This is a genomic window from Demequina sediminicola (assembly GCF_000975055.1).
Classification (GTDB): domain Bacteria; phylum Actinomycetota; class Actinomycetes; order Actinomycetales; family Demequinaceae; genus Demequina; species Demequina sediminicola.
In genome coordinates this window covers 34,662-55,958 of the sequence record NZ_BBRB01000006.1, presented here as the reverse complement: position 1 = coordinate 55,958, position 21,297 = coordinate 34,662, and the positions used below count along the sequence as shown (strand labels likewise).

Below are 21,297 nucleotides of genomic sequence, written 5' to 3'. Positions count from 1 at the left end.
TGAATTCCCATGCTTGGGCAAAGGGTCAGTCAGCGAACGCCCAATGTTTATCTGTCAGGAGTTTTGCGACGACAAGCCCAACCATGATCGACAACATCACCAATGTCACCTCAAGCAATCCACCCATCGCGGTGAGGTAGTCCGAGTCGTTGAGTGCCACCAGGGCTTCGTGGGCGGCGACACCGGGAATCATCACGAGCACCGCAGGCACCGAGAGCGTGATGACGGGAAAGCGCCCACCCCTGGCTGCAAACGCCGCCAAGCAACCCACCAGAATGCACGCCAAGGCAGTGGCAATCTGGGTTTCCATCCCTGCGTCCATGGCAGCGAGCCTCCCAGTGTTGGCAATACAGCCAATCAACGCGGCCGTGAGTGCCATTCGCCAGGGGCTGTTGAACATCAGCGAGAAACCGAGGACACCACACGCCGAGGGAATTGCCCACACGCCAATGTCACCGTAGACGCCCCAGTCGTGGTCTGGACGTGGACGGGTATCGAAGGCGGTCACCAACGAAACCACCCATACCGCAACACCGGCGGCCATCGTAATCATGGTGCCGTACGTGATCCGCTGAATACCTGCCTGGAGATCCATCTTCGCCATGTCCAACACACCCGTGATCAGCACGAACCCAGGTAGCAGGAAGAGGACGGATGAGATCATTCCAGCCGCGTGCGTATCGACGTCGGCTCCGGTGGTGCTGATGATCCCCACCACGCCGGAGTAGATGCCCGTACTGACCAGGGCCGCAGCAAGGGTGACGCCGAAAGGATTAAATCCTTTGTGGCCCAAGGCGCGACGCGTCCATTGGCCGCAGGCCGCAGCGACGAGCACCGTCACCACTTCCCAAGCAAGAGCGCCGTTCAACACAGCAAAGGCTGCACAGGCCAAGCCCGCTACAGCCGAATTGACCCAGCCGGGGTACAGCGGACCGCGGGCCTCAATCTGATCGAGTGCACGATGAACCTCGCGAGGCGTGGTGTGAGCGGGCAACGTGCGCCGAAGCCGATCAAACCGCAGCAAGCGGTCTGTATTCACTGAAAAGACGTGATTCTCTGCGACCTCGGTGCGGAAGATCCGTCCACGATGCGAGGTCGTCGCGATGTCCGTCAGAGCTACTTGGTTGGTGTGGCCGTCGACGCCCAGTGCAAGCGCGACCTCCCGCATCGCCTGCTTGACTCGATAGCTTGCTGTACCCGCAGCCAGCATGAGCCGGCCCGTACGCATCACGACACGGGATTGCTCGATGAGTGCAACGGGTTCAAGGGATTCTTCGAGTTCGTGGGTTGCCCGGACTTGGGTGTCGTCCCATTCGTCGTCCTGGCCACTCACCACGTCCATTGCTCGCTGTGCACCCTTGTCGTATCGGTCTATCTAGGCATCGATCTGCGCGAGATCAAGTTTCTGTGCACCAGCAATAATAAAGTCTCTGCGTGGAGCGACCTCGTTACCCATCAGCAGGTCGAATACCCGTTCGCTGGCTTCAGCGTCCTCAGCGGTGATCCGGCGCAAGGTGCGGTGCGTGGGGTCCATCGTCGTCTCCGCCAATTGATCCGCGTCCATCTCACCGAGGCCCTTGTACCGCTGGATGTCCTCGTTGTACTTTCGTCCAGCACGCTTCAGATCGCGGAGCGTGTCGGAGAGCTCCTTCTCAGAGTAGGTGTAGATGTACTCCTTCTCACGCCGAGGCGAGCCCTTCACCTCCACCCGATGCAAGGGCGGAACAGCCGCGTACACGCGGCCAGCATCGATCATCGGGCGCATATAGCGGAAGAACAACGTGAGCAGCAATGTGCGAATGTGCGCTCCATCAACGTCCGCATCGGTCATGAGAATGATCTTGCCGTACCGAGCCTGCTCAATATCGAACGTACGTCCCGATCCGGCACCCAGAACCTGAATAATCGAAGCGCACTCCACGTTGTGCAGCATGTCTGTCACGGAAGCTTTCTGCACGTTGAGGATCTTGCCTCGGATCGGCAGGAGCGCCTGGAAGTCGGACTGACGCGCGAGCTTGGCCGTACCAAGTGCGCTGTCACCTTCGACAATGAAAAGTTCCGACGTCTCGACGTCATTGCTACGGCAGTCCGCGAGTTTCGCCGGAAGCGAGGACGTCTCGAGGGCATTCTTGCGTCGGGAGATCTCTTTTTGCTTCCGCGCCGCCACACGCGCCCTCATTTCCGCGACAATCTTCTCCATCACGGTGTTGGCCTGTGCCTTGTCATCCCGCTTGGCAGACGTCATCAGTGCGGTCAGTTCCTTCTCAACGACCTTGGCCACAATTCCACGGACGGGAGTCGTGCCCAGCACTTCCTTTGTCTGACCCTCGAACTGTGGCTCCGAGATCCGCACCGTCACGACTGCGGTCATGCCAGCCATGATGTCGTCCTTCTCGATGCGCTCGGCGCCATCCTTGCCGGTCAGCTTCAGCCGTCGTGCATTGGTTTCGATGACCTTGCGCAGCACCTTGGTCAGCCCAGCCTCGAACCCGGCTTGGTGCGTACCTCCCTTGGGGGTGGCGATGATGTTGACGAACGACCGCACTTCGCTTTCATACCCCACGCCCCACCGCAATGCGACGTCAACTTGGCATGTCCGCTCGACCTCTTCCGACACCAGCGTGCCGTCGGCCTTGAGCACGGGAACTGTCTCCGAGTAGTGCCCCTCCCCCTTGAGTTCCCACGTATCCGTCACACCAGCATCGGTAGCGATGAATTCAACGAAGTCACGCGGGCCGCCGTCGTATCGGAACGACTCCTCGCTCATCTCGTCGGGATTGCGCTCGTCCCGCACGGTCAACGTCAGTCCCGGTACAAGGAACGCGGTCTGGCGAGCTCGGGTAATGAGGTCCTCGAAGGTGAAGTGAGCCTTCTTGTTGAAGATCTGACGGTCAGCCCAGTAGCGGATGCGTGTCCCGCTACGCCCCTTGGCGACCTTACCGACGACAGCGAGCTCGGAGCCTGTGGTGAATGGCGCAAAGGTTGAGTCAGTGCTGGGCCCCGAAGCCGGGTCGTCCCAGTTGCCAGGTTCGCCGCGGCGGAACGCCATGTGGTGGGTTTTGCCTCCACGGTCAACCCACACATCGAGTCGCTCGCTGAGCGCATTTACCACCGATGCTCCGACGCCGTGCAGGCCCCCCGATGCCGCATATGAGGACCCGCCGAACTTGCCTCCTGCGTGGAGTTTAGTCATGACGACCTCGACGCCCGTCAGCCCCGTCTTGGGTTCGACGTCCACCGGGATTCCACGACCGCTGTCACGCACCTCAACTGAGTCATCGGGGTGCAAGATGACCACGATCTCTTCGCCATAGCCCCCCAGCGCTTCGTCAACGGAGTTGTCGATCACTTCCCAGAGACAATGCATGAGGCCACGGGAATCCGTGGTCCCGATGTACATGCCAGGTCGCTTACGTACCGCCTCGAGGCCTTCGAGAACGGACAGGTGTCGTGCGGAGTAATCAGAGGCAGCCACGGCGACAAGGATATGCGCCCGCCCCCACCGTGACGTTCAGGCGCACCGAGTGATCATGCGCCGCACACTCGCGCTGTGTCCGGTGGCCTTCGGAATAGGAGGCACCCCCATCATCGTTTCCCCTGATGAACCGACGAAAGGGAGACCACATGTCCGCCGCAGGAGATCGTATCCATCAAGCCGTCGTTGCTGTGGGTGCCGTGGTTGCTGTCATGGGCGCGGCATGGGGATCAGGTGCCTTTGGCGGCACCAACATCGCTGACGCCGCGGGTGGCGCCTTAGCGGCCGATGCCACACTGCTCGCGCCCGACAGTCCAGCATTCGCAATCTGGAGCGTCATCTACGTAGGACTTGTGCTCTTTGCCATTGTGCAAGCACTCCCCTCCCGCGCAGCGGATCCTCGTATGCGTGCAGTGTCCTGGTGGGTACTCGTGTCCATGGTGTTGAACGCCGTCTGGATTGGTGTAGTCCAGGCTGGGTGGCTCTGGGTATCAGTGCTGGTTCTGGCAGCGCTGGTCGCTGTGCTCGGCGTGATTGCCGCCCGCCTCGTCGCTACTCCTGCATCGAACGTGCTCGACCGCGCTGTCACCGAAGTGACAGTGGGGCTCTACCTGGGCTGGTCCGCCGTCGCAACCGTGGCGAACGTGACCGCCGCTGGACGCGACGCAGTGAAAGCCGACGCGGGCGACGGCACGGTGTGGGCAGTGGTAGTTCTGGCCCTGGTCGCCGCACTCGCAGCCATCATGAGCATCGCGTTGAAGTGGCGTCCGACGCTCGCAGTGTCCACAGGTCTGGCGATGGCATGGGGCCTTGCCTGGATCGCGGTGGGTCGCGGCTCGGGTGAGCCGCACGACATCGCGGTCATGTGGGCGGCAGGCCTCGCCGCAACCGTAGCGTTCGCTGCACCGTTCGCAGCGCTCGACTTCCGCAGTGACCGCCGTCTCGAGTCTGTTGACCTCAGGACCGACGGCGACTGAGGCATGAGCATGCGTGTTGACTGAGACGAGACGGTGCTAGCCCTAGTGGGGTGTGTCACTTAGTGCGGTATGTAGTGGGCGCGAAGATTTAGAGGCCTTCTCCGTCGGGAATCGGCATATCTGGCCGCCCTCGTACGCTCAACATCGCAATATTGTCGCGCTTGACGTAGAAGCCAAGGTCTTCGTAGATCGGGCGTGCCACGGGCGTCGCGTGCAACTCGACCACCTCAATGCCCCGATTATCTGTCTCCACAAGCAACGCGTCCATCACTGCGCGCGCATAACCTTTGCGCTGATGCTGGGGCGCCGTCGAAACCCATTGGATGTAGCCCATGTGGTGCGCCATGGCACCGGGCTTTGGGAGGCGAGGTGCGATGTTCAGGAGAGCGCAGCATGCGAGGCCGCCCTCGGGCGCGTCGATCACCATGCCGATGAGATCACGGCCGATGCGGTCGCGCACCAGCTGGGTCGCATCGACTGCCCACGTCGGTGTGGGCTTAGAACCGACCGCCTTATACATCAGCGCACCAAGGTGCACGATCTCCGCGGCATCGGCTGACGTCGCTAAGCGAACCGTCGACACGTGATTACCAGGTCACCGCGACGATGATGTTAACCAGCGTGAGTGCGCCGATGAGCCACCAGAACGTCACTACGCCGCCGCCTACGCTGTCGGCGGTGAGCGCCTTGGTGCGCTTGGATCCCACCTCAGCTAGGCCAGCAATGGCAACAGCCACGAGAAGTTTGACCGCAATCTTGACGTGATCAACGTCGTAGTCCTGCATCTCAGCAACGCCGACCAGCAAGAGCCCTGTCAACAGTTGAGCCCGGGCACCCCAGACCATGGTGCGTGTGATGCGCTTGACGTCGTGACGCCATTGATCAAGGAAGGGCCCCAGAATGGCTGCAAGGCCGACGAAGTGGGCGATGAGCAGTGCGTAGCGCACGATGTCCATGAGAGAACTCCCTGATTGATGCCGTAGCACCACGATAATAACGCCTCGCCGAACCCACGTGGATAGCCGATGGGGATGCGCCGCTGAGACAGCGCACTTGGCCGTCACCAGATTCCAGGGAGCGGTGGTACTGCCCCACCACTAATCTGGCAACACAATGGACACTATCGACCAGTGGGTAGCGGCTGCGGTTGACAGCTTGTGGACGTGGATCTCCGCGCCCATCATTCTCGTGCTGGGCCTCTACTTCACGGTCCGCACTGGCGCGGTCCAGATTCGCATGTTGCCCCGCATGTTTTCCACACTCACGGACGCTACGCCACTCGACAAAGACGGCAACCCACAGTCGTTGTCAGCCTTTCAAGCTTTTATGCTGTCCGCTGCTTCACGGGTTGGTATTGGCAACATCGCAGGCGTGGGCACAGCTATTGCCGTCGGTGGTCCCGGGGCAGTGTTTTGGATGTGGACTCTCGCTCTGGTGAACGGTGCCACGAGTTTCGTGGAAGCGACCCTTGCCCAGTTGTTCAAGCGACGTGAGGCTGACGGATTCCGTGGAGGCCCGGCGTACTACATGGAGAAGGGCATCGGTTCCCGCACTCTTGGCATCGTTTACGCCATCGTGCTCATTGTCGCGATCCCGTTTATCGTGAACTCCCTTCAGGCCTACACCATCACTGAAACGGTGACGTCGAGTTCTGGATTCCTGAGCAGCGCAGTGGTGCCTCCCCTGGTCGCCATCGTTCTCGCAACCGCCACTGCTCTTGTGGTGTTTGGTGGCGTCCGTCGCATTGCCCGGTTCACCACCTCGCTCGTACCAAGCATGGCATTGTTGTACTTGCTCCTGGGGATCCTCGTGGTGGCCAGCAACGCCGATCAGATTGGAGTCGTGTTCCAGCTCATCTTCGAAGACGCGTTCACGGGTTCGTCGGTGGCAGGTGGCGCGGTGGGCTCCGTGATTGTCGTCGGCATTCAACGCGGAATGTTCTCGAACGAGGCCGGGCTTGGCACCGCACCAAACGCTGCAGCGGCAGCGGCAACCACGCATCCCGTCAAGCAAGGATTGGTGCAGTCATTGGGGGTCTACTTCGACACGCTGATCGTCTGCTCCATCACGGCCTTCATCATTCTCGTGTCCCAACCTGACCTGACGAATGCTCCGGAAGGCATCACACTGACGGAGAACGCGGTAGAAACGACGCTAGGGCCGTGGGCAGGCCATGTGTTGTCGCTGATCGTGTTCCTGCTGGCGTTCTCGACGATCCTTGGTAGTTACTACTACGGAGAGTCGAACGTCGCATACATCACGTCGAAGCCACGTGTCATGTCGCTCTACCGCACTGGTGTCGTAATGTGCGTGTTCTTTGGATGCCTGGCTTCTGCGGGTGTGGTGTGGACCCTCTCAGACGGGGCGCTCGGAATTCTCGCGTTGATCAACATGCCCGTGCTAGCCGTCCTCACACCGCTCGTTGTCGTCATGCTTCGCGACTATTCGGCGCAAGCGAAGGCCGGGCGCGATCCCGTGTTTACACGTGCGACTCTGCCCGGCATCAACGGGATCGCGGTATGGGAGGACGAGCAATCAGTCACGGGACGTGCCCCTCAAGCGAACCCGGGCCAGCCAGTCGACTAACAACCCGCGGTCGGACCTCGGAAACGCAAAAGCCGCCGGAGCGCGACAAGCGCTCCGGCGGCTGATGTTGGATTGTCTCCATCCCTCCCCCGAGGGCGTCGGAGAATCAGTCGAGGTAGTCGCGCAATACTTGCGAGCGCGATGGGTGACGCAACTTCGACATCGTCTTGGACTCAATTTGGCGAATACGCTCGCGCGTCACACCAAAGACTCGGCCAATCTCATCGAGGGTCTTGGGCTGCCCGTCCGTCAGGCCGAACCGCATTCCAACGACGCCCGCTTCACGCTCTGACAATGTGTCCATCACCTTAGTGAGCTCTTCCTGAAGCAAAGTGAAGCCCACCGCATCGGCGGGAACGACAGCCTCTGAGTCCTCAATGAGGTCTCCAAACTCACTGTCACCGTCTTCACCCAGCGGGGTGTGAAGCGAGATTGGCTCGCGACCGTACTTCTGTACCTCGACCACCTTCTCAGGCGTCATGTCGAGTTCCTCTGCGAGTTCCTCAGGGGTGGGCTCGCGACCAAGGTCTTGCAGCATCTGACGCTGAACCCTTGCCAGTTTGTTGATGACCTCGACCATGTGCACTGGAATACGAATGGTGCGTGCCTGGTCTGCCATGGCTCGTGTGATGGCCTGCCGGATCCACCAGGTTGCGTAGGTGGAGAACTTGTATCCCTTGGTGTAGTCGAACTTCTCTACAGCACGGATAAGACCCAGGTTTCCTTCCTGGATCAGGTCCAGGAAGAGCATTCCACGGCCGGTGTAGCGCTTAGCCAAAGACACCACGAGGCGCAGGTTCGCTTCAAGGAGGTGATTCTTCGCGTGGCGCCCGTCATTGGCAATCCACTGCAACTCAGTACGCATCTTTGGAGCGATCTTCTCACCCGACGCGAGCTTCTCCTCTGCGAACAATCCCGCTTCGATGCGCTTGGCCAGGTCAACTTCCTGCTCTGCGTTCAGCAGTGCGACCTTACCGATCTGCTTGAGATAGTCCTTGACCGGGTCGGCAGTCGCACCAGCCGTCGTGACCTGCTGAACTGGAGCATCGTCATCGCCGGTACGGAGAACGTAGCCAGACTTCTCGTCATCGGTGTTGGACGGCTTCTTTGGCTCTTCGTCCGGCTCTTCGAGCTCACGCTCCTCGGGCACATCCGAGGCCTTGATGGTCTCCTTCTTGGGAGCAGCCTTCTTGGCGGGAGCCTTCTTCGCTGCAGGCTTGCGCTTGGGCGCTGCCTTCTTTGCCGGAGCCTTTTTGGCGGCAGGCTTCTTTGGGGCTTCCGAGGCGCTGGTCGACTCCACGGTCTCCTCACTGGACGCTTCAGCCGATGAAGATCCTGCCTTGGTGGAAGCGGACTTGCGGGCTGTGGACGAGGCTGCGGTAGTCGTGGCCTTCTCCTTCTCGTTGGAGCGCGCGGATGGCGCGTTACGAAACGTCAACAAATATGGAACGCAAAACGTTCCACGACACGTGAGGGACCTCGGCGCCGCCCACCCATGCCATCCCCTTCCCGGCTTCCGCAGGGCACAAAGCACGCGTGCTGTGTGTCTGGTGGGGAGATGGTGAGAGGCGGCTCCGAAGCGCATCACGCAAATCCATTTAAGTATAACGACTATGTCAACTGTCAGGTTCCACCTGGAAGGCGACCTCGCGCGGATCCGCCCGTCAGTGATTCCCCGCTCAACCCCGCGTCTGCGCCCATCCCGGCCTGAGTCCATACGCACACATGTCAGCTAGGAGGCTCGCCAAAGAGTAGCCCGGATCACAGGCGAGGGCTCGCCTCGTTTCAGCCTCACAGCCGGCCAAGTCAGCATTCCACCAGTGCAAGACTGCCAGAAGACTATGCGCCACGGCACGGCGTCGCTGGGTCGCGACCGTGACAAGGGTCTCGACCCACTCTCGAGCAGATACCAGGTCAGAAGGTTCGGGGATGGTTGCCGTTCCTGGTCGCAACGCACCAGACATCACGTCATCGACGCCCTCGGTATCCCTTCCATGAAGCACATCACTAATCACCTCGTCGCTTGCACCCAGCCAAGAAACGATCAGCGCATCACGCACGCGCACATCTTGAAGTCCCCCAAGGACTTTGCCCCAAGCAGGAGCGCCTGCTGGAGCCTCCATGTGTGACCGGATCTCCTTCCAGCTCCGCTCACACCATTCGTCACGCCCGAGCTCCAGTTTCTTCTCCCATCGCTGGGCTACGCGCGCGATGTTGCGCACCTGCTGCCGCTGATCGGATGACGGCGGAAGGGGGCGATGGCCGATCCGCCGCGAGACACGGGCCATCGGAATAGCCGTGCACTGCGGAATCGGCCTTCCTCCCGGTGGGCAACAGCGCTGATCGGCACAGCCGGGACCGCCATAGGTCCGACCGTCGGTAGCCCACGAATCGAGCACCTTGACGTCGTGCTCGAGACGCGGCGTAAGGACGTCTAGCGCCTCACAACCAAGGCTCACGTCGTCCGTTGTCCACGACACGAGAATGACCTTGGTCGCCCCTTCTCTCCGCAAGGTGGCGGTGACATCGGCCATCATCGGCTCCACCAGGTCAGGAACTCCTAGATCACCCCTTTCCACGCGCATGATCACTGCCACTTCTCCGCCATCGTCGAGTCCGGTCACGACAACGGATTCGTGGGGCACGAATCCAATCAACAGCGGGATGACGGCGATCAACTCGCCAGGGCCACGAATACTCTCACTAGTCATAGCGACCACACTGGCGAACACACCTCTGCCTCCGAGGTCTTCGCAGACATCTGTGGAGCGCGCACCGTGTTTCATCGCTCTGGGGACGGGGGCTTACGCTGAGGACGTGACTGATCTCGCCGCGCTCTGGAAGAACGCCACCGACGATGCCATCTTTAGAGGTCTCGATGCAGTGGAGGCCTCGGTCGCCTCCGTTGGGGATGCCTCGAAGGAGATCATTGCGCCATTGCGGGATGCCGCATCGGGAGGAAAGCGACTACGGGCTCTCCTCATGCTTGCATCGCATCGAGCACACACAGGATCCAACGAAGCTGCCGTGACATCGCTGGCGGCAGGGCTCGAGTTGTTCCAGACCGCTGCGCTGCTCCACGACGATGTGCTCGATGGATCAGACACGCGCCGCGGGATGCCAGCAACCCATCGACGTATCGAAACCTTCCACGGTGATCAACGTTGGGAAGGATCAGGCGAAGACTATGGGAAGGCTGGAGGAATCCTTGCCGGCGACGTGGCGCTGATGGCCTCTCACCGGCTAGTTTCCGATGCTCATCACAGTGCCGCAGACACCGGCTACGCGCTCTCACAAATGTTCGCCCAGATGGCAGAGCTCGTCACGTTGGGGCAGTACGCCGACATGCGAGCCGCTGTCCAGCCTCTCGCGTCCCTCGGCGACCAGCGCGACGAGATCCTGACAGTGATGCGCTGTAAGACAGCCTCCTACTCGTCCGAGTACCCCCTGGCCATGGGGGCGGTTGCCGCCGGCGCGTCGAAAGAGCGTGTGGCACAGCTCCATAAGGCGGGAGTCTCCCTGGGTTTGGCATTCCAGTTGCGAGACGACGTTCTAGGTCTTGTGGGAAGCCCCGAGCTCACCGGTAAACCTTCCGGCGACGACATTCGCGAAGGCAAGCGCACCTTGCTGATCTGGGACGCATGGACCCACGGCGACTCCGGCACCCGCGCTGCGATTGAGCAGTGCCTCGGGGATCGCGCTGCGACCCAGGAACAAGTCAGCGATGCGGTGTCCGCGGTCATGGACACCGGCGCCCTTGACCGAGCGGAGCAAGAGATCAGCGCCTTGTATTCCAGCGCCAACTCGGAGCTCTTCGCGGTCGACCTCGAGCCCGAAGGAGCGCGTGTCCTGAGCACAATCGCGCACGCGGCTGTGCACCGACTGCACTAGACAAGGGGCGTCTCCTGCCCCAGCGAGAGCTATCCCAGTGACTGGGCAGCACGACGCACAGGGGCACGCTTGCCCTCGCGAAGTGCGTCAAGAGGTGTTGTACCGAGCTCGTCGAGGTCTGTCGAAAGCCACTCGATCATCTCGTCATCCGTCAATCGCGCATCGCTCAATTGCGTCAGGGTGCCCGGCAAAGTCGGAATCACGCGTGTGCGCGATCCCTCCGTATAGATCAAGAACTCGGCGGGAATGTGTAGCGCGTTGTTCTCCCCCCGCCGCACGGCAACGATGTCGCGCTGGCGCAGCATGTCGCGCACCTGCGCCGGCTCCACGGATAGCGCGTCGGCAAACTCGGGCACGGACAGCCAATTTAAGGATTCACTCACACGTACAGCGTACAAATGCTGCGCAACCCTTGCGTACGTCACTTGAGATGACTACAGTCACTTTTGTAACATCTGTCACATCAGACACAACTGTTCCAGCAAGGAGTATGCCGTGGGCCGCATCACTTTCTCCCAACGCACACTGCGCACCACAGTCTCGTGCGCCACTGCCGCGATCGCACTTAGCGCCTTAGGTGCATCCCCAGCCTTCGCTGATGAGCAGCATCGCGTCTCCCCCGGCGAGACCGTGAGTCAACTCGCTGCGCGCTACGGTGCGAGCGTTTCAAGCATCATCGAGAGCAACGGGCTCAACAGCCACGGCCTGATCGTCATCGGCCAAACCCTCACCATCCCCAGTTCCGCCCAAGGCGCCGCCTCGGCGCAAGCGCAGACGCACACTGTCAGTGACGGCGACACCGTATGGGGACTAGCCCGCGCCTACGGCACCACGGTGTCGGCAATTGCCGCCGCCAACGACCTCGGACCCACAGCCGTCATCCGACTTGGTCAGACCATCACCATTCCCGGCTCCTCAGCGACCACCACTGCGAACACGGCGGGCACACCGACTCACACTGTCGCGGAGGGCGACACGGTCTGGGACCTCGCTCGGCAATACGGCACCTCAGTCTCCGCGATCAACTCTGCCAATAACCTCGCCGGAAGCACCCTCATTCGCCCGGGGCAAGAACTCTCAATCCCGGGCGGCACCGCTGCCGGAAGCACGTCTGCCACATCCAACACGCCGCTCGCCACCAGCACCAGCGTGAACGAGACCAGTAGCGACGCACCGGTGACGTATACCGTCGCAGCAGGCGACACGCTGGCCTCAATCGCTGCAAACCAAGGTGTCCCGTTGGCGAACATCGTGGCCACCAACGACATCAAGAACCCGTCGCTCATCACAGTGGGTCAGGAACTCTCGATCTCCGGCGGCACGCCCACCGGACTTGTCGGGGATACCTTCGCGGGCCGCACATACGATGCCCCTACCGTGGAGGCTGCGAACCGGAACAAGGCAGCACTCAACGCCAGCGAAGTGCCCTCCCGCGATCAGATGCAGGCAATGATTGTTGCCGCTGCCCATCGCTACGGGGTCGACCCAGCACTCGCACAAGCCATCGCGTATCAAGAGTCAGGCTTCAACATGCGTGCGGTATCCCCTGCCAACGCAGTTGGAGCGATGCAGGTGATCCCCAGCTCTGGTGAGTGGGCATCGGACATGGTGGGCCGCGACCTGGATCTCCTCACTCCTGTGGACAACGTTGAGGCAGGAATCTCCATCCTTAGCCACCTCACACGCGACGGCCAAGACCTGAGTATCGCCATTGCTGGCTACTACCAAGGTGAGGCCGGTGTCCGCAAGTACGGCATGTACGACGACACCAAGCGCTATGTCGCGTCCGTCCTCGCCCTCATGGAGCAATACTGAGGCGCAACGCGCCGCACCGTGACCCGCACACCAAGAACTCTGCAAGCCACCCTTAGAATGTTGCCGTGTCCGAGACCTTGACCGACCCCCTCCTTGGCCGTCTCATCGACGGCCGCTACGAGGTGCGCGAACGCATCGCAGCCGGTGGAATGGCGACTGTCTACGTCGCCTTCGACAACAACCTCGAACGCGAGATTGCATTGAAGGTCATGCATCCCCACCTTGCAGCGGATGCCACGGGAGCAGATTTCGTCGCGCGGTTTCAACGCGAGGCAAAAGCTGCCGCTCGACTGACCCACTCCGGAATGGTGAGGGTCTACGACCAAGGTGTCGACGGCAATATCTCTTACCTCACGATGGAGTACGTTCGCGGCGAAAACCTTCGCCAACTGCTCAACCGCGAAGGCACACTCAGCGTCGGCGATGCACTGGACATCACAGATAAGGTTCTCGCCGCTCTTTCAGTCGCTCACGCACAAGGCCTCGTGCACCGCGACCTCAAGCCGGAGAATGTCCTCATTGACTCCGAGGGCGAACCCAAACTCACGGACTTCGGTCTTGCCCGCGCCGTCACCGAAGTGACCAGCACCACCACTGGCACACTGCTCGGCACCGTGGCGTATCTAGCACCAGAACTCGTGACACACGGCACAGCAGACACCCGCACCGATGTCTATGCCGCCGGCATTCTGCTCTACGAACTTCTCACAGGCACACAGCCGTTCTCGGCCGACACCGCCCTCGCTCTCGCATCGCGCAATGTCCACGAAGACGTGCCACCGCCGTCCTCGCAGGTCGCGTGGCTACCCGTCGAGATCGACGAGGCAGTAGCGACACTGACGTCCCGAGCTGCCGATGCACGTCCGCAAGACGCCCGTGCAGCACTCGCTCTCGTCCGAGACCTTCACGGCTCGCTCGATGACCCCACCCTTGCACGCAGAGCGACTCCCCCCTCCGGGGCAGTCGCGACCACGTCGTCCGATGCCGCGGCAACTGCAGTGCTCCATGAACCCCCGTCAGGGTCAACGGTCGCACTACCCATCGGTCTCGAAGGCTCTGACGCTGTGCTCGTCACATACGACACTCAACTGACTGACGATGACCCCGAGGCCATCGAACCCGAGCAACAGCGTCACAGGGCAGGCTGGTGGATCGGAGCGATCGCAGCAGCGCTCCTCGTCATGGGCGCTCTGGGCATCTGGTGGTACCAAGCCGTCGGCCCCGGCGCCTACACCACCGTCCCCGACGTGACCGCTCAAACCGCAGAAGAAGCAACTCGAGTGCTCACAGATTTGGGCTTCGATGTCACCACCGAGGAAACCCACGACGATGCCATTGCCGCCGGAAACGTCGTCAACACCGACCCTGCCGCTCAACAGCGGGCACTCAACGGCGCAGAAGTCACCATCTTCGTCTCCCTCGGCAAACTGCAACTCACCGTCCCTGATGTCACCGGCATGACAAGTGCCGAGGCCGAGGAAACGCTCACGGACGTGGGCTTCACCGTTGCGGACCCCGTCCTCGAGCACTCCGATACCGTCGAGGCTGACCTCGTGATTGCTGTCTCACCTGAAGCAGATCAATCGGTCGACCACGACACCCCCGTTGAGCTCACTGTCTCCGAAGGCCCCGAACCAATCGAGACTCCGGATCTAGTGGGCATGACGGAAGCCGACGCCCTCGCGCTACTCCAAACCTTTGGCATTGACGCAGAGGTGAACTACGGACGCACAGAGAGCGTTGCTACGGGCGAGGTCTACGCACAAACCCCAGAAGCTGGCACAGCGGGCACACGCACCCAGGCAATGACGATCACCGTTTCTGAAGGCCTTCCCCTCGTCACCATCCAGGATGTGCGCGGTATGAAGTATGCGGACGCCAAGGCCGCCCTTGAAGCGGACGGGCTCACCGTCACCGGCGATGACAATCCATGGAACTTCTCCACAGTCGTCTTCAATATTGAGCCGGCCGCCGGAACCGATGTGGAACAAGGCTCCGGGGTCTATCTCGAGTACTAACGCTGAAAATCCTGACATAGAGAGGGGCCCACCGCGGATTCGCGGTGGGCCCCTCTCTTGGCTTTTGGATGGTCTAGCGCTGGCTCAGCAACTCAGACACCTGGAACGCCATCTCAAGCGACTGCTGGTGGTTCAGTCGCGGGTCAACCTTCGTTTCGTAACGCTGAGCGAGACCGGCATCGTCGATCTCTTCGACCCCGCCCATCACCTCGGTCACATCGTCACCGGTGAGCTCCACGTGCAGCCCACCCGCCACAGTTCCAGCCTCACGATGGACCTCAAAGAAGCCCTGGACCTCGTCAAGGATGGTGTCGAAACGACGTGTTTTGTAGCCAGAGTCCGACGTAAAGGTGTTGCCGTGCATCGGATCGGTCAGCCAGGTCACATTAATGCCTGCGTCACGCACACGTTCAACAATCGGGGGGAGAGACTCCCGCACGCGCGGGGCACCCATCCGTGCGACGAAAGTCAATCGCCCTGGAACATTCTCTGGATTGAGGCGCTCGGCCAAGGCCAGTGCGTCCTCCCCCGTTGCTGTCGGGCCCAACTTCACACCAATGGGGTTGTGAATCTTGGACATGAACTCAACGTGAGCCCCGTCAAGTTCACGCGTACGTTCACCGATCCACAGGAAGTGCGCTGAGCAGTCGTAGGCGTTGCCCGTACGCGAATCAATACGAGTCAAGGCACGTTCGTAGTCCAGCAAGAGCGCCTCGTGGCTTGAGAACAAGTCCACTGACTTCAAGGCATCGAAATCACCGCCCGCCGCGCCCATGAAGCGCACAGCTCGGTCAATCTGAGCCGCGAGTTGCTCGTACTTGGCATACGCAGGGTTAGCTGCGAAGCCCTTGTTCCAGGCATGAACTCGGCGCAGATCCGCGAATCCACCCTGCGTGAAAGCACGCATGAGATTCAGAGTCGACGAGGAGACGTGATATGCGTCCATCAACCGTTCAGGATTCGGCACGCGTGACTCTTCCGTGAACGCATGCGAGTTAACGATGTCACCGCGGTAAGCGGGCAACGTGACGCCATCACGAGTTTCAGTATCGGCTGAGCGCGGCTTCGCGTACTGCCCCGCCATGCGGCCCATCTTGACGATGGGAGTAGAAGACCCGTACGTCAGAATGACGGCCATCTGCAGGATGGTTTTGATTTTGTTCTGGATGTGATCCGCGGTCGCTTCCGCGAACATTTCCGCACAATCGCCACCCTGGAGAACGAACGCCTCGCCGCGTCCCGCAGCAGCGAGTTGCTCACGCAAGACATCAGCTTCGCCAGCGAAGACGAGCGGGGGGACCTGGCGCAGTCGAGACGTCACTTCACGCACCGCATCAGCGTCAGGCCACTTGGGCTGCTGCTTAGCGTCACACTTCAGGTACGAATCAACTCCGGCGGCCTCAAGAGCTGCCTCACTCATGCATTACCCCTGACCGATGTCCGCGAGCATGTCGCGGTACCAAGGAGTGTTGGTGTCGAAAGGCTTGTGACCCGCGATGCGCGAGAACTCGATTGCCTTGAGACGCCCGCCGTCCTCTTCGTCGTGACCCACAACGCCGGGTTCGCGGCGGAATGCAGCCTCAACCGCGTAGTCCGTCATCGACTTGATCAGGCGGAGGTCCTGCGCGTTTGCACGGGCCGAACGTGAGAAGTATCCCGACTTCTGCACCATGACCTTCTCTGCGCCGAGGCGGTCAGCGAACTGCTTCGCGAACCACTGTCCGGGGTTGATGGTGTCGAGCTTGACGTGACCAAATGGGTCGGTCTCAACCTCACCACCAGCGGCCTCAATTTCACGGATAATTTCCGGCACTCCAGCGCCTTCGGAGATGAAGATATTCACGTTGCCGTTCTCATCCATGACCGACTTGAGTCGCTCCGCTTCAGCGTCCAGATCGATAGGCATTTCTGGCACATAAAGGGCGTGGATGTCCCAGCGTTCACGCATGAGGCCAATCTCAGGCACCCAGCGCTGTGCATCAAGCCACTCGCGGTACTTCATGCCCGCCGCGGCCGTAAGCCAGCCACAGGCACGGCCCATCACCTCATGGATGATAAGCATGCGCGGGCCTGAACGATGCTCGCCGATCACGTTCTGCGCAAAGACAGAAGCCTGTTCGGCTGCGGACCAGGCACCCAGTGACTGCTTGATCGGCACGACGTCGTTATCGATGGTCTTGGGCAGACCCACGACGGTGAGCTCGTACTCGTTTTCGTGCAGGTAAGCAGCAAGATCAGCAGCAGTCGTGTTCGTGTCGTCGCCGCCGATGGTGTGCAGCACATCGACGCCATCGGCCTTCAGCTGTTCAGCGGCAGCGGCGAGGGGGTCCTGACCTTCCTTGACGAGTCCGCGGCGGAAGCAGTCGTCGTAGTTGGTGAGCTTGACTCGGGAGTTTCCGATCGGCGAACCACCGAACTCGTGAAGAATTCCTGCGTTCTCGCGCACGGTGGGCGTGACAGTCACATACTCGCCGCGCAACAGTCCCCAATAGCCGTGCTGATAGGCGATGATCTCGACCTCGGGGTCGATTTCGGTGTAACGACCAATCAGACCTCCGACAGCGGAGGATAGGCACGGGGCGAAACCGCCCGCAGTGAGCAGGGCGACGCGGCGGACCGACATGTCAGACCTTTCGTGGCAGGGTTATTTTCCTCCGCCATTCTAGGGGGATTTGTGTGCCTGCCTGCTACTCGTCCGGGAGAGTCTCGGCCGAATCGCGCTCTTCGCGTTCCAACTGGCGCTTGTACTGCGCCGAATCCCGATCGACGTACTCCTGGCCAGAGAGCGCTGCGATGTCTTGCATAACGATGTCGGTGAGCTCGCGAAGCGCTTCCCGATCTTCCTGTAAGCCTGCATAGGCATCAATCCTGATCGGTTCGCCGATCCGGACACCAATCGGGTGGCGCGAAGGGACCTTTTGCCCGATCGGCTGCGCAATATGGGTGTCGATCATTGCGACAGGAAGAATGGGCACTCCAGCTTCAATGGCCATACGTGCCATGCCGGTCTTTCCGCGGTACAGGCGACCATCCGGGCTCCGGGTGCCCTCGGGGTAGATCCCCAGCAACTCTCCAGCGTGGAGGGCTTCAAGCCCCGTACGTAGCGCCGCCTCGGACGCTCGACCGCCACCGCGGTGTACGGGGATCACACCTACGCCCTCCATGAACGCACGAGTAGCCCACCCCTTTGGTCCTTTACCTGTGAAGTACTCAGCCTTCCCAAGAAAGACAACTTTTCGTTTGAGTACCAATGGCAAGAAGATTGAATCTGAGAACGATAGGTGGTTGCTTGCCAAGATGGCACCACCTGCTTCGGGAACGTGCTCACCGCCCTCGAGCCATGGGCGGTAGTACGCCTTCGCGGGAGGGCCGATGAGCGCGTTCTTGAAAAGGCGGTAGTACATAGTCAAAGAATGCCTCCCGTGCGGCTACTGCCGCTGACTCCGGCGGAGTCACGGGCAAGCGCGGCCGCACCCACGATTCCGGCGTCGTTGCCCATCGATGCGGGGACGATGTCCGCGATGGGTCGGTGTCCCAGAGCCGGTAGCGCGGCGCTGTATGACTCACGTGCCGGCTTCAGCAACAGGTCTCCCGCTGCCACCACTCCCCCGCCGATGACGTACATCTCGGGGTCAAGGACGGCCGACATCGACGCAGCGCCGGCCCCGATCCAGTGGCCAAGTTCGTGGAGAAGTTCAATGCCTAGTTCATCCCCGGCGTCGGCCGCGGCGGTGACGTGAGGACCCTTAATAGCTGAGGCATGACCGTCTGCCCGGCGAAGGAGATCTGCGGCTCGGACCGAGCGCTCGCTCGCGGCACGTTTGGCTTCCCGCACGAGCGCCGAGCCAGACGCGTACTGCTCCCAGCAACCACGGTGGCCACAGCCACACGGGTGCCCGTCTGGGACAACGCGCACGTGGCCAAGTTCAGCTGCAAAGCCAGCGGATCCACGCACAAGTTGCCCGTCCGTGATGATGGCGCCACCTAGGCCAGTGCCGATTGTCAGCATGATCATGCTGGATACGTCACGCGCGGGACCGTAGGCAAACTCAGCCCATCCCGCAGCATTCGCATCGTTCTCCACGACGATGTGGAGATCCGTCCGATAAAGCTTCGATGCCACGCGCTGAGCTAGCGGATAGTCACGCCACGCAATATTCGGCGCAAACAGCACGCGCTCACGATCCGATGAAACAAAACCGGCCGCGGCGAGTCCCACAGCTTCGAACTCGTACCGAGTGGCGAGTTCTGTCACTGCATCGGCGATTGCCGCGTCGATGCTCTCTGGCGCCTCCGGCTGCGTCGGACGACGCACCTGCTCCAGGATGCGACCGTCGTCGTCAACAACTCCTACTGCGATCTTGGTGCCACCGATGTCGACGCCAACTGCATACATGCCAGTGAGCTCCTTGCGAGGTGAAGGGGAATGTACCTAGAGAGACTATCGCGCCCCGCCGCCTTCATTGCTCGCACAGGTCCCAGGTTTGTGGTCAGCTCGCACGTATAGCGTGGGATTCTCGCCTCCACGGCGCTACCAAGCCTCCGTCAATCAGGTATCCCACTGCCCGTCGCTGGTCAGCGTCCATCTGTGGCAACTCATCGACCGGGGGCGACTGAGCGTCCCCGAACCGATGTCGCTGAGGCCTCGACGTCAGAAACCCTACGAGGCAATCGCCGCAGTCGCGTCCACGCTTCTCACATTCCTTGCATTCAATAATCATGTTCTGACTGTAAAAGTGGGGTCTGACATGGCTGGGCCAGTGGGCCCGTGCTCCGCGTCAAGCCACCATGTCAGACAGCGGACGTATCCTCAGCCTCATGACTTTCACGCAGGAACGGTCCCTCATCGAGATCGGTGAGCCCTTGTCAGCAACAACGTTCGTGGTGTTTGACCTGGAGACGACCGGCACCTCCCCGCATGAGTGTGGAATCACGGAAATCGGCGCCGTGAAGGTCCGGGGCGGAGAAGTTCTTGGTGAGTTCCAAACCCTCGTGAATCCGGGCTCCGCGATTTCGCCCATCGTGGTGCGACTCACCGGGATTACCGATGCAATGGTCGTCAACGCGCCCTCGATCGGTGAAGTCCTCCCGTCGTTTCTCGAGTTCCTTGGTGACAGCGTGCTCGTGGCACACAACGCGCGTTTCGATGTGTCCTTCCTCCGTGCCGCATGTAGCAAACATGGGTACGCGGCGCCGCACAACGAAGTCGTTGACACGTTGCTGCTCGCGCAACGGACGGTAACTAAAGAGGAAGCCCCCAATCGCAAACTCTCCACTTTGGCTCGTATTTTCGGCACTACGGTGACGCCCGACCACCGAGCCCTTTCGGACGCACGAGCCACGAGCGAGATCATGTTCCGCATGCTCGAACGGCTTGCTGCGTTCGGGGTCACACATCGTGAGGACCTGGCATCCCTCAAGTCCACAGTGCCCGCGCGCATCAGAAGCAAAGCGAGGATCGCTGACACCGTTCCGACGCAACCCGGCGTCTATATCTTCCGCGGGCCGCAGGGCGATCCACTTTACGTGGGCACGTCCAGAGATCTGAGGTCACGGGTCAAGCAGTACTTCACGCGTGCTGAAACACGCACACGCGTCAAGGCAATGGTTGAACTTGCAACAACGGTCGACACCATCGTGTGCGAAAGTGCCCTCGAGGCAGCCGTCCATGAGGTTCGCCTCATCCATCAGTGGCAACCGCAGTTCAACGTGCGCTCGAAGCACCGTGAACGGACGCCATGGATTCGCCTTTCCGATGAACCCCATCCGCGACTCGTCGTCAACTACGGGACGACGCGCCGGCAAGGGTCACTAGGTCCCTTTCGTAGCACCGCAGAGGCACGCATTGCGATTGAGGCTCTGCACGAGGCTCTAGGAACGCGAACCTGCACTACCCGACTTCCGCTGACACCATCTCCACAAGCGCGTGCATGTGTACTCAAAGACATGGGCGCGTGTTCAGCGCCGTGTGTTGCGGGCAATGAGACTGGTTACGACAGCGCCGTAAGTCTCACCCGCGCTGCGCTCGACCAGAACATCGCCAGGGTGGTTGCGCCGATTGCATCAACTGTCGCGCGGTATTCACAGGCCGAGGACTATGAGCGCGCAATCGAGTCGCGTGACAAGCTCAGCATTGTGGTTGATGCGGCTCACCGTGCGGACCGGCTTTTGTCTCTGCAAAGCTGCAGCATCATCGCAGTCCGGCCAGATGAAGACGGCTGGGAACTGGCCTCAGTTGCGCACGGCCGACTCACGGGCGCCGCGCGAGTGAAGACAGGCGTATGGGCTGCTGCAGATGCCCTTCGCGAAGCAAGGGACGAGGCGGTGCACACTGATCCCGAAGACGCCGATGCCGCACTTATTGAGGAACAGGAGATCGTGCTCTCGTGGTTAGAGAAACCCGGCACTCGGTTGCTCTACGTCGACGGCACTTGGTCTAGCCCTGCGACGGGTGCCGGTCAGCACCTCGCGTGGGTAGAAGCTCGCCGCCAGGACAGAACGCACCGGATGTTGTGGAACAACGAGTAGCGCCCCG

At 61.0% G+C, this 21,297-nt stretch carries 17 protein-coding genes; 6 read left to right on the top strand and 11 right to left on the bottom strand.

Annotation, left to right across the window (positions count from 1 at the left end; all coding sequences use genetic code 11):
- Positions 1–25: 25 nt before the first annotated feature.
- Both AOP79_RS10965 and AOP79_RS10960 read right to left on the bottom strand, forming a co-directional pair.
- On the bottom strand, positions 26–1,342 hold the full coding sequence (locus tag AOP79_RS10965; RefSeq protein ID WP_062073538.1) for a threonine/serine exporter family protein: 1,317 nt from the start codon (positions 1,340–1,342) through the stop codon (positions 26–28).
- A 33-nt stretch (positions 1,343–1,375) separates the two neighbouring features.
- On the bottom strand, positions 1,376–3,475 hold the full coding sequence (locus AOP79_RS10960) for a DNA gyrase/topoisomerase IV subunit B (protein WP_062073536.1): 2,100 nt from the start codon (positions 3,473–3,475) through the stop codon (positions 1,376–1,378).
- 149 nt (positions 3,476–3,624) lie between these two features.
- Here AOP79_RS10960 and AOP79_RS10955 point away from each other — a divergent pair, with 149 nt between their 5' ends.
- Complete coding sequence (locus AOP79_RS10955) at positions 3,625–4,452, top strand: TspO-related membrane protein (protein ID WP_174435662.1); 828 nt, start codon at positions 3,625–3,627, stop codon at positions 4,450–4,452.
- A gap of 88 nt (positions 4,453–4,540) precedes the next feature.
- Here the strand turns inward: AOP79_RS10955 and AOP79_RS10950 are convergent, their stop codons facing one another.
- Entirely contained in the window at positions 4,541–5,035 is a 495-nt protein-coding gene (locus AOP79_RS10950; protein WP_062073534.1) for a GNAT family N-acetyltransferase, read from the bottom strand.
- A 4-nt stretch (positions 5,036–5,039) separates the two neighbouring features.
- The gene (locus tag AOP79_RS10945; protein ID WP_062073532.1) at positions 5,040–5,408 is read right to left on the bottom strand and encodes a hypothetical protein; all 369 of its coding nucleotides are present in this window, start codon (positions 5,406–5,408) and stop codon (positions 5,040–5,042) included.
- Between the two features lie 157 nt (positions 5,409–5,565).
- On the opposite strand from AOP79_RS10945, the gene AOP79_RS10940 reads away from it, so the two are divergent.
- Complete coding sequence (locus AOP79_RS10940) at positions 5,566–7,038, top strand: alanine/glycine:cation symporter family protein (RefSeq protein WP_062073530.1); 1,473 nt, start codon at positions 5,566–5,568, stop codon at positions 7,036–7,038.
- Positions 7,039–7,144: 106 nt separating this feature from the next.
- Here AOP79_RS10940 and AOP79_RS10935 read toward each other — a convergent pair whose 3' ends face one another.
- Together AOP79_RS10935 and AOP79_RS10930 are read right to left on the bottom strand one after the other, a co-directional pair.
- On the bottom strand, positions 7,145–8,476 hold the full coding sequence (locus AOP79_RS10935; RefSeq protein WP_236683410.1) for an RNA polymerase sigma factor: 1,332 nt from the start codon (positions 8,474–8,476) through the stop codon (positions 7,145–7,147).
- Between the two features lie 241 nt (positions 8,477–8,717).
- Positions 8,718–9,749: a DUF4192 domain-containing protein gene (locus AOP79_RS10930; RefSeq protein ID WP_161794267.1), complete on the bottom strand. Its 1,032-nt coding sequence runs from the start codon at positions 9,747–9,749 to the stop codon at positions 8,718–8,720.
- Positions 9,750–9,855: 106 nt separating this feature from the next.
- Here AOP79_RS10930 and AOP79_RS10925 point away from each other — a divergent pair, with 106 nt between their 5' ends.
- Positions 9,856–10,929, top strand: a complete 1,074-nt coding sequence (locus AOP79_RS10925; RefSeq protein ID WP_161794266.1) for a polyprenyl synthetase family protein — start codon at positions 9,856–9,858, stop codon at positions 10,927–10,929.
- Positions 10,930–10,958: 29 nt separating this feature from the next.
- Here the strand turns inward: AOP79_RS10925 and AOP79_RS10920 are convergent, their stop codons facing one another.
- On the bottom strand, positions 10,959–11,312 hold the full coding sequence (locus AOP79_RS10920; protein WP_236683407.1) for an Rv2175c family DNA-binding protein: 354 nt from the start codon (positions 11,310–11,312) through the stop codon (positions 10,959–10,961).
- Positions 11,313–11,424: 112 nt separating this feature from the next.
- Here AOP79_RS10920 and AOP79_RS10915 point away from each other — a divergent pair, with 112 nt between their 5' ends.
- Together AOP79_RS10915 and pknB are read left to right on the top strand one after the other, a co-directional pair.
- Positions 11,425–12,744: a LysM peptidoglycan-binding domain-containing protein gene (locus tag AOP79_RS10915; RefSeq protein WP_062073524.1), complete on the top strand. Its 1,320-nt coding sequence runs from the start codon at positions 11,425–11,427 to the stop codon at positions 12,742–12,744.
- A 65-nt stretch (positions 12,745–12,809) separates the two neighbouring features.
- On the top strand, positions 12,810–14,762 hold the full coding sequence (pknB, locus tag AOP79_RS10910; RefSeq protein ID WP_062073522.1) for a Stk1 family PASTA domain-containing Ser/Thr kinase: 1,953 nt from the start codon (positions 12,810–12,812) through the stop codon (positions 14,760–14,762).
- A 73-nt stretch (positions 14,763–14,835) separates the two neighbouring features.
- Here pknB and AOP79_RS10905 read toward each other — a convergent pair whose 3' ends face one another.
- The 4 genes from AOP79_RS10905 to AOP79_RS10890 all read right to left on the bottom strand — a co-directional run bounded on the left by AOP79_RS10905 (position 14,836) and on the right by AOP79_RS10890 (position 19,158).
- The gene (locus tag AOP79_RS10905) at positions 14,836–16,182 is read right to left on the bottom strand and encodes a class II 3-deoxy-7-phosphoheptulonate synthase (RefSeq protein WP_062073520.1); all 1,347 of its coding nucleotides are present in this window, start codon (positions 16,180–16,182) and stop codon (positions 14,836–14,838) included.
- Between the two features lie 3 nt (positions 16,183–16,185).
- The gene (locus AOP79_RS10900; RefSeq protein WP_062073519.1) at positions 16,186–17,385 is read right to left on the bottom strand and encodes a pyrophosphate--fructose-6-phosphate 1-phosphotransferase; all 1,200 of its coding nucleotides are present in this window, start codon (positions 17,383–17,385) and stop codon (positions 16,186–16,188) included.
- A gap of 64 nt (positions 17,386–17,449) precedes the next feature.
- On the bottom strand, positions 17,450–18,166 hold the full coding sequence (locus AOP79_RS10895) for a lysophospholipid acyltransferase family protein (protein WP_062073517.1): 717 nt from the start codon (positions 18,164–18,166) through the stop codon (positions 17,450–17,452).
- Between the two features lie 2 nt (positions 18,167–18,168).
- Positions 18,169–19,158, bottom strand: a complete 990-nt coding sequence (locus tag AOP79_RS10890) for an ROK family glucokinase (protein WP_062073515.1) — start codon at positions 19,156–19,158, stop codon at positions 18,169–18,171.
- Positions 19,159–19,580: 422 nt separating this feature from the next.
- Here AOP79_RS10890 and AOP79_RS10885 point away from each other — a divergent pair, with 422 nt between their 5' ends.
- Entirely contained in the window at positions 19,581–21,290 is a 1,710-nt protein-coding gene (locus AOP79_RS10885; protein WP_161794265.1) for a DEDD exonuclease domain-containing protein, read from the top strand.
- Positions 21,291–21,297 lie beyond the last annotated feature (7 nt).

Excerpts from the sequence above, each read along its gene's own strand:
- AOP79_RS10965 (WP_062073538.1), bottom strand. The coding sequence starts at position 1,342 with ATGGACGTGGTGAGTGGCCAGGACGACGAATGGGACGACACCCAAGTC.
- AOP79_RS10955 (WP_174435662.1), top strand. The coding sequence starts at position 3,625 with ATGTCCGCCGCAGGAGATCGTATCCATCAAGCCGTCGTTGCTGTGGGT.
- AOP79_RS10945 (WP_062073532.1), bottom strand. The coding sequence starts at position 5,408 with ATGGACATCGTGCGCTACGCACTGCTCATCGCCCACTTCGTCGGCCTT.
- AOP79_RS10940 (WP_062073530.1), top strand. The coding sequence starts at position 5,566 with ATGGACACTATCGACCAGTGGGTAGCGGCTGCGGTTGACAGCTTGTGG.
- AOP79_RS10930 (WP_161794267.1), bottom strand. The coding sequence starts at position 9,749 with ATGACTAGTGAGAGTATTCGTGGCCCTGGCGAGTTGATCGCCGTCATC.
- AOP79_RS10905 (WP_062073520.1), bottom strand. The coding sequence starts at position 16,182 with ATGAGTGAGGCAGCTCTTGAGGCCGCCGGAGTTGATTCGTACCTGAAG.
- AOP79_RS10900 (WP_062073519.1), bottom strand. The coding sequence starts at position 17,385 with ATGTCGGTCCGCCGCGTCGCCCTGCTCACTGCGGGCGGTTTCGCCCCG.
- AOP79_RS10895 (WP_062073517.1), bottom strand. The coding sequence starts at position 18,166 with ATGTACTACCGCCTTTTCAAGAACGCGCTCATCGGCCCTCCCGCGAAG.
- AOP79_RS10890 (WP_062073515.1), bottom strand. The coding sequence starts at position 19,158 with ATGTATGCAGTTGGCGTCGACATCGGTGGCACCAAGATCGCAGTAGGA.
- AOP79_RS10885 (WP_161794265.1), top strand. The coding sequence starts at position 19,581 with ATGACTTTCACGCAGGAACGGTCCCTCATCGAGATCGGTGAGCCCTTG.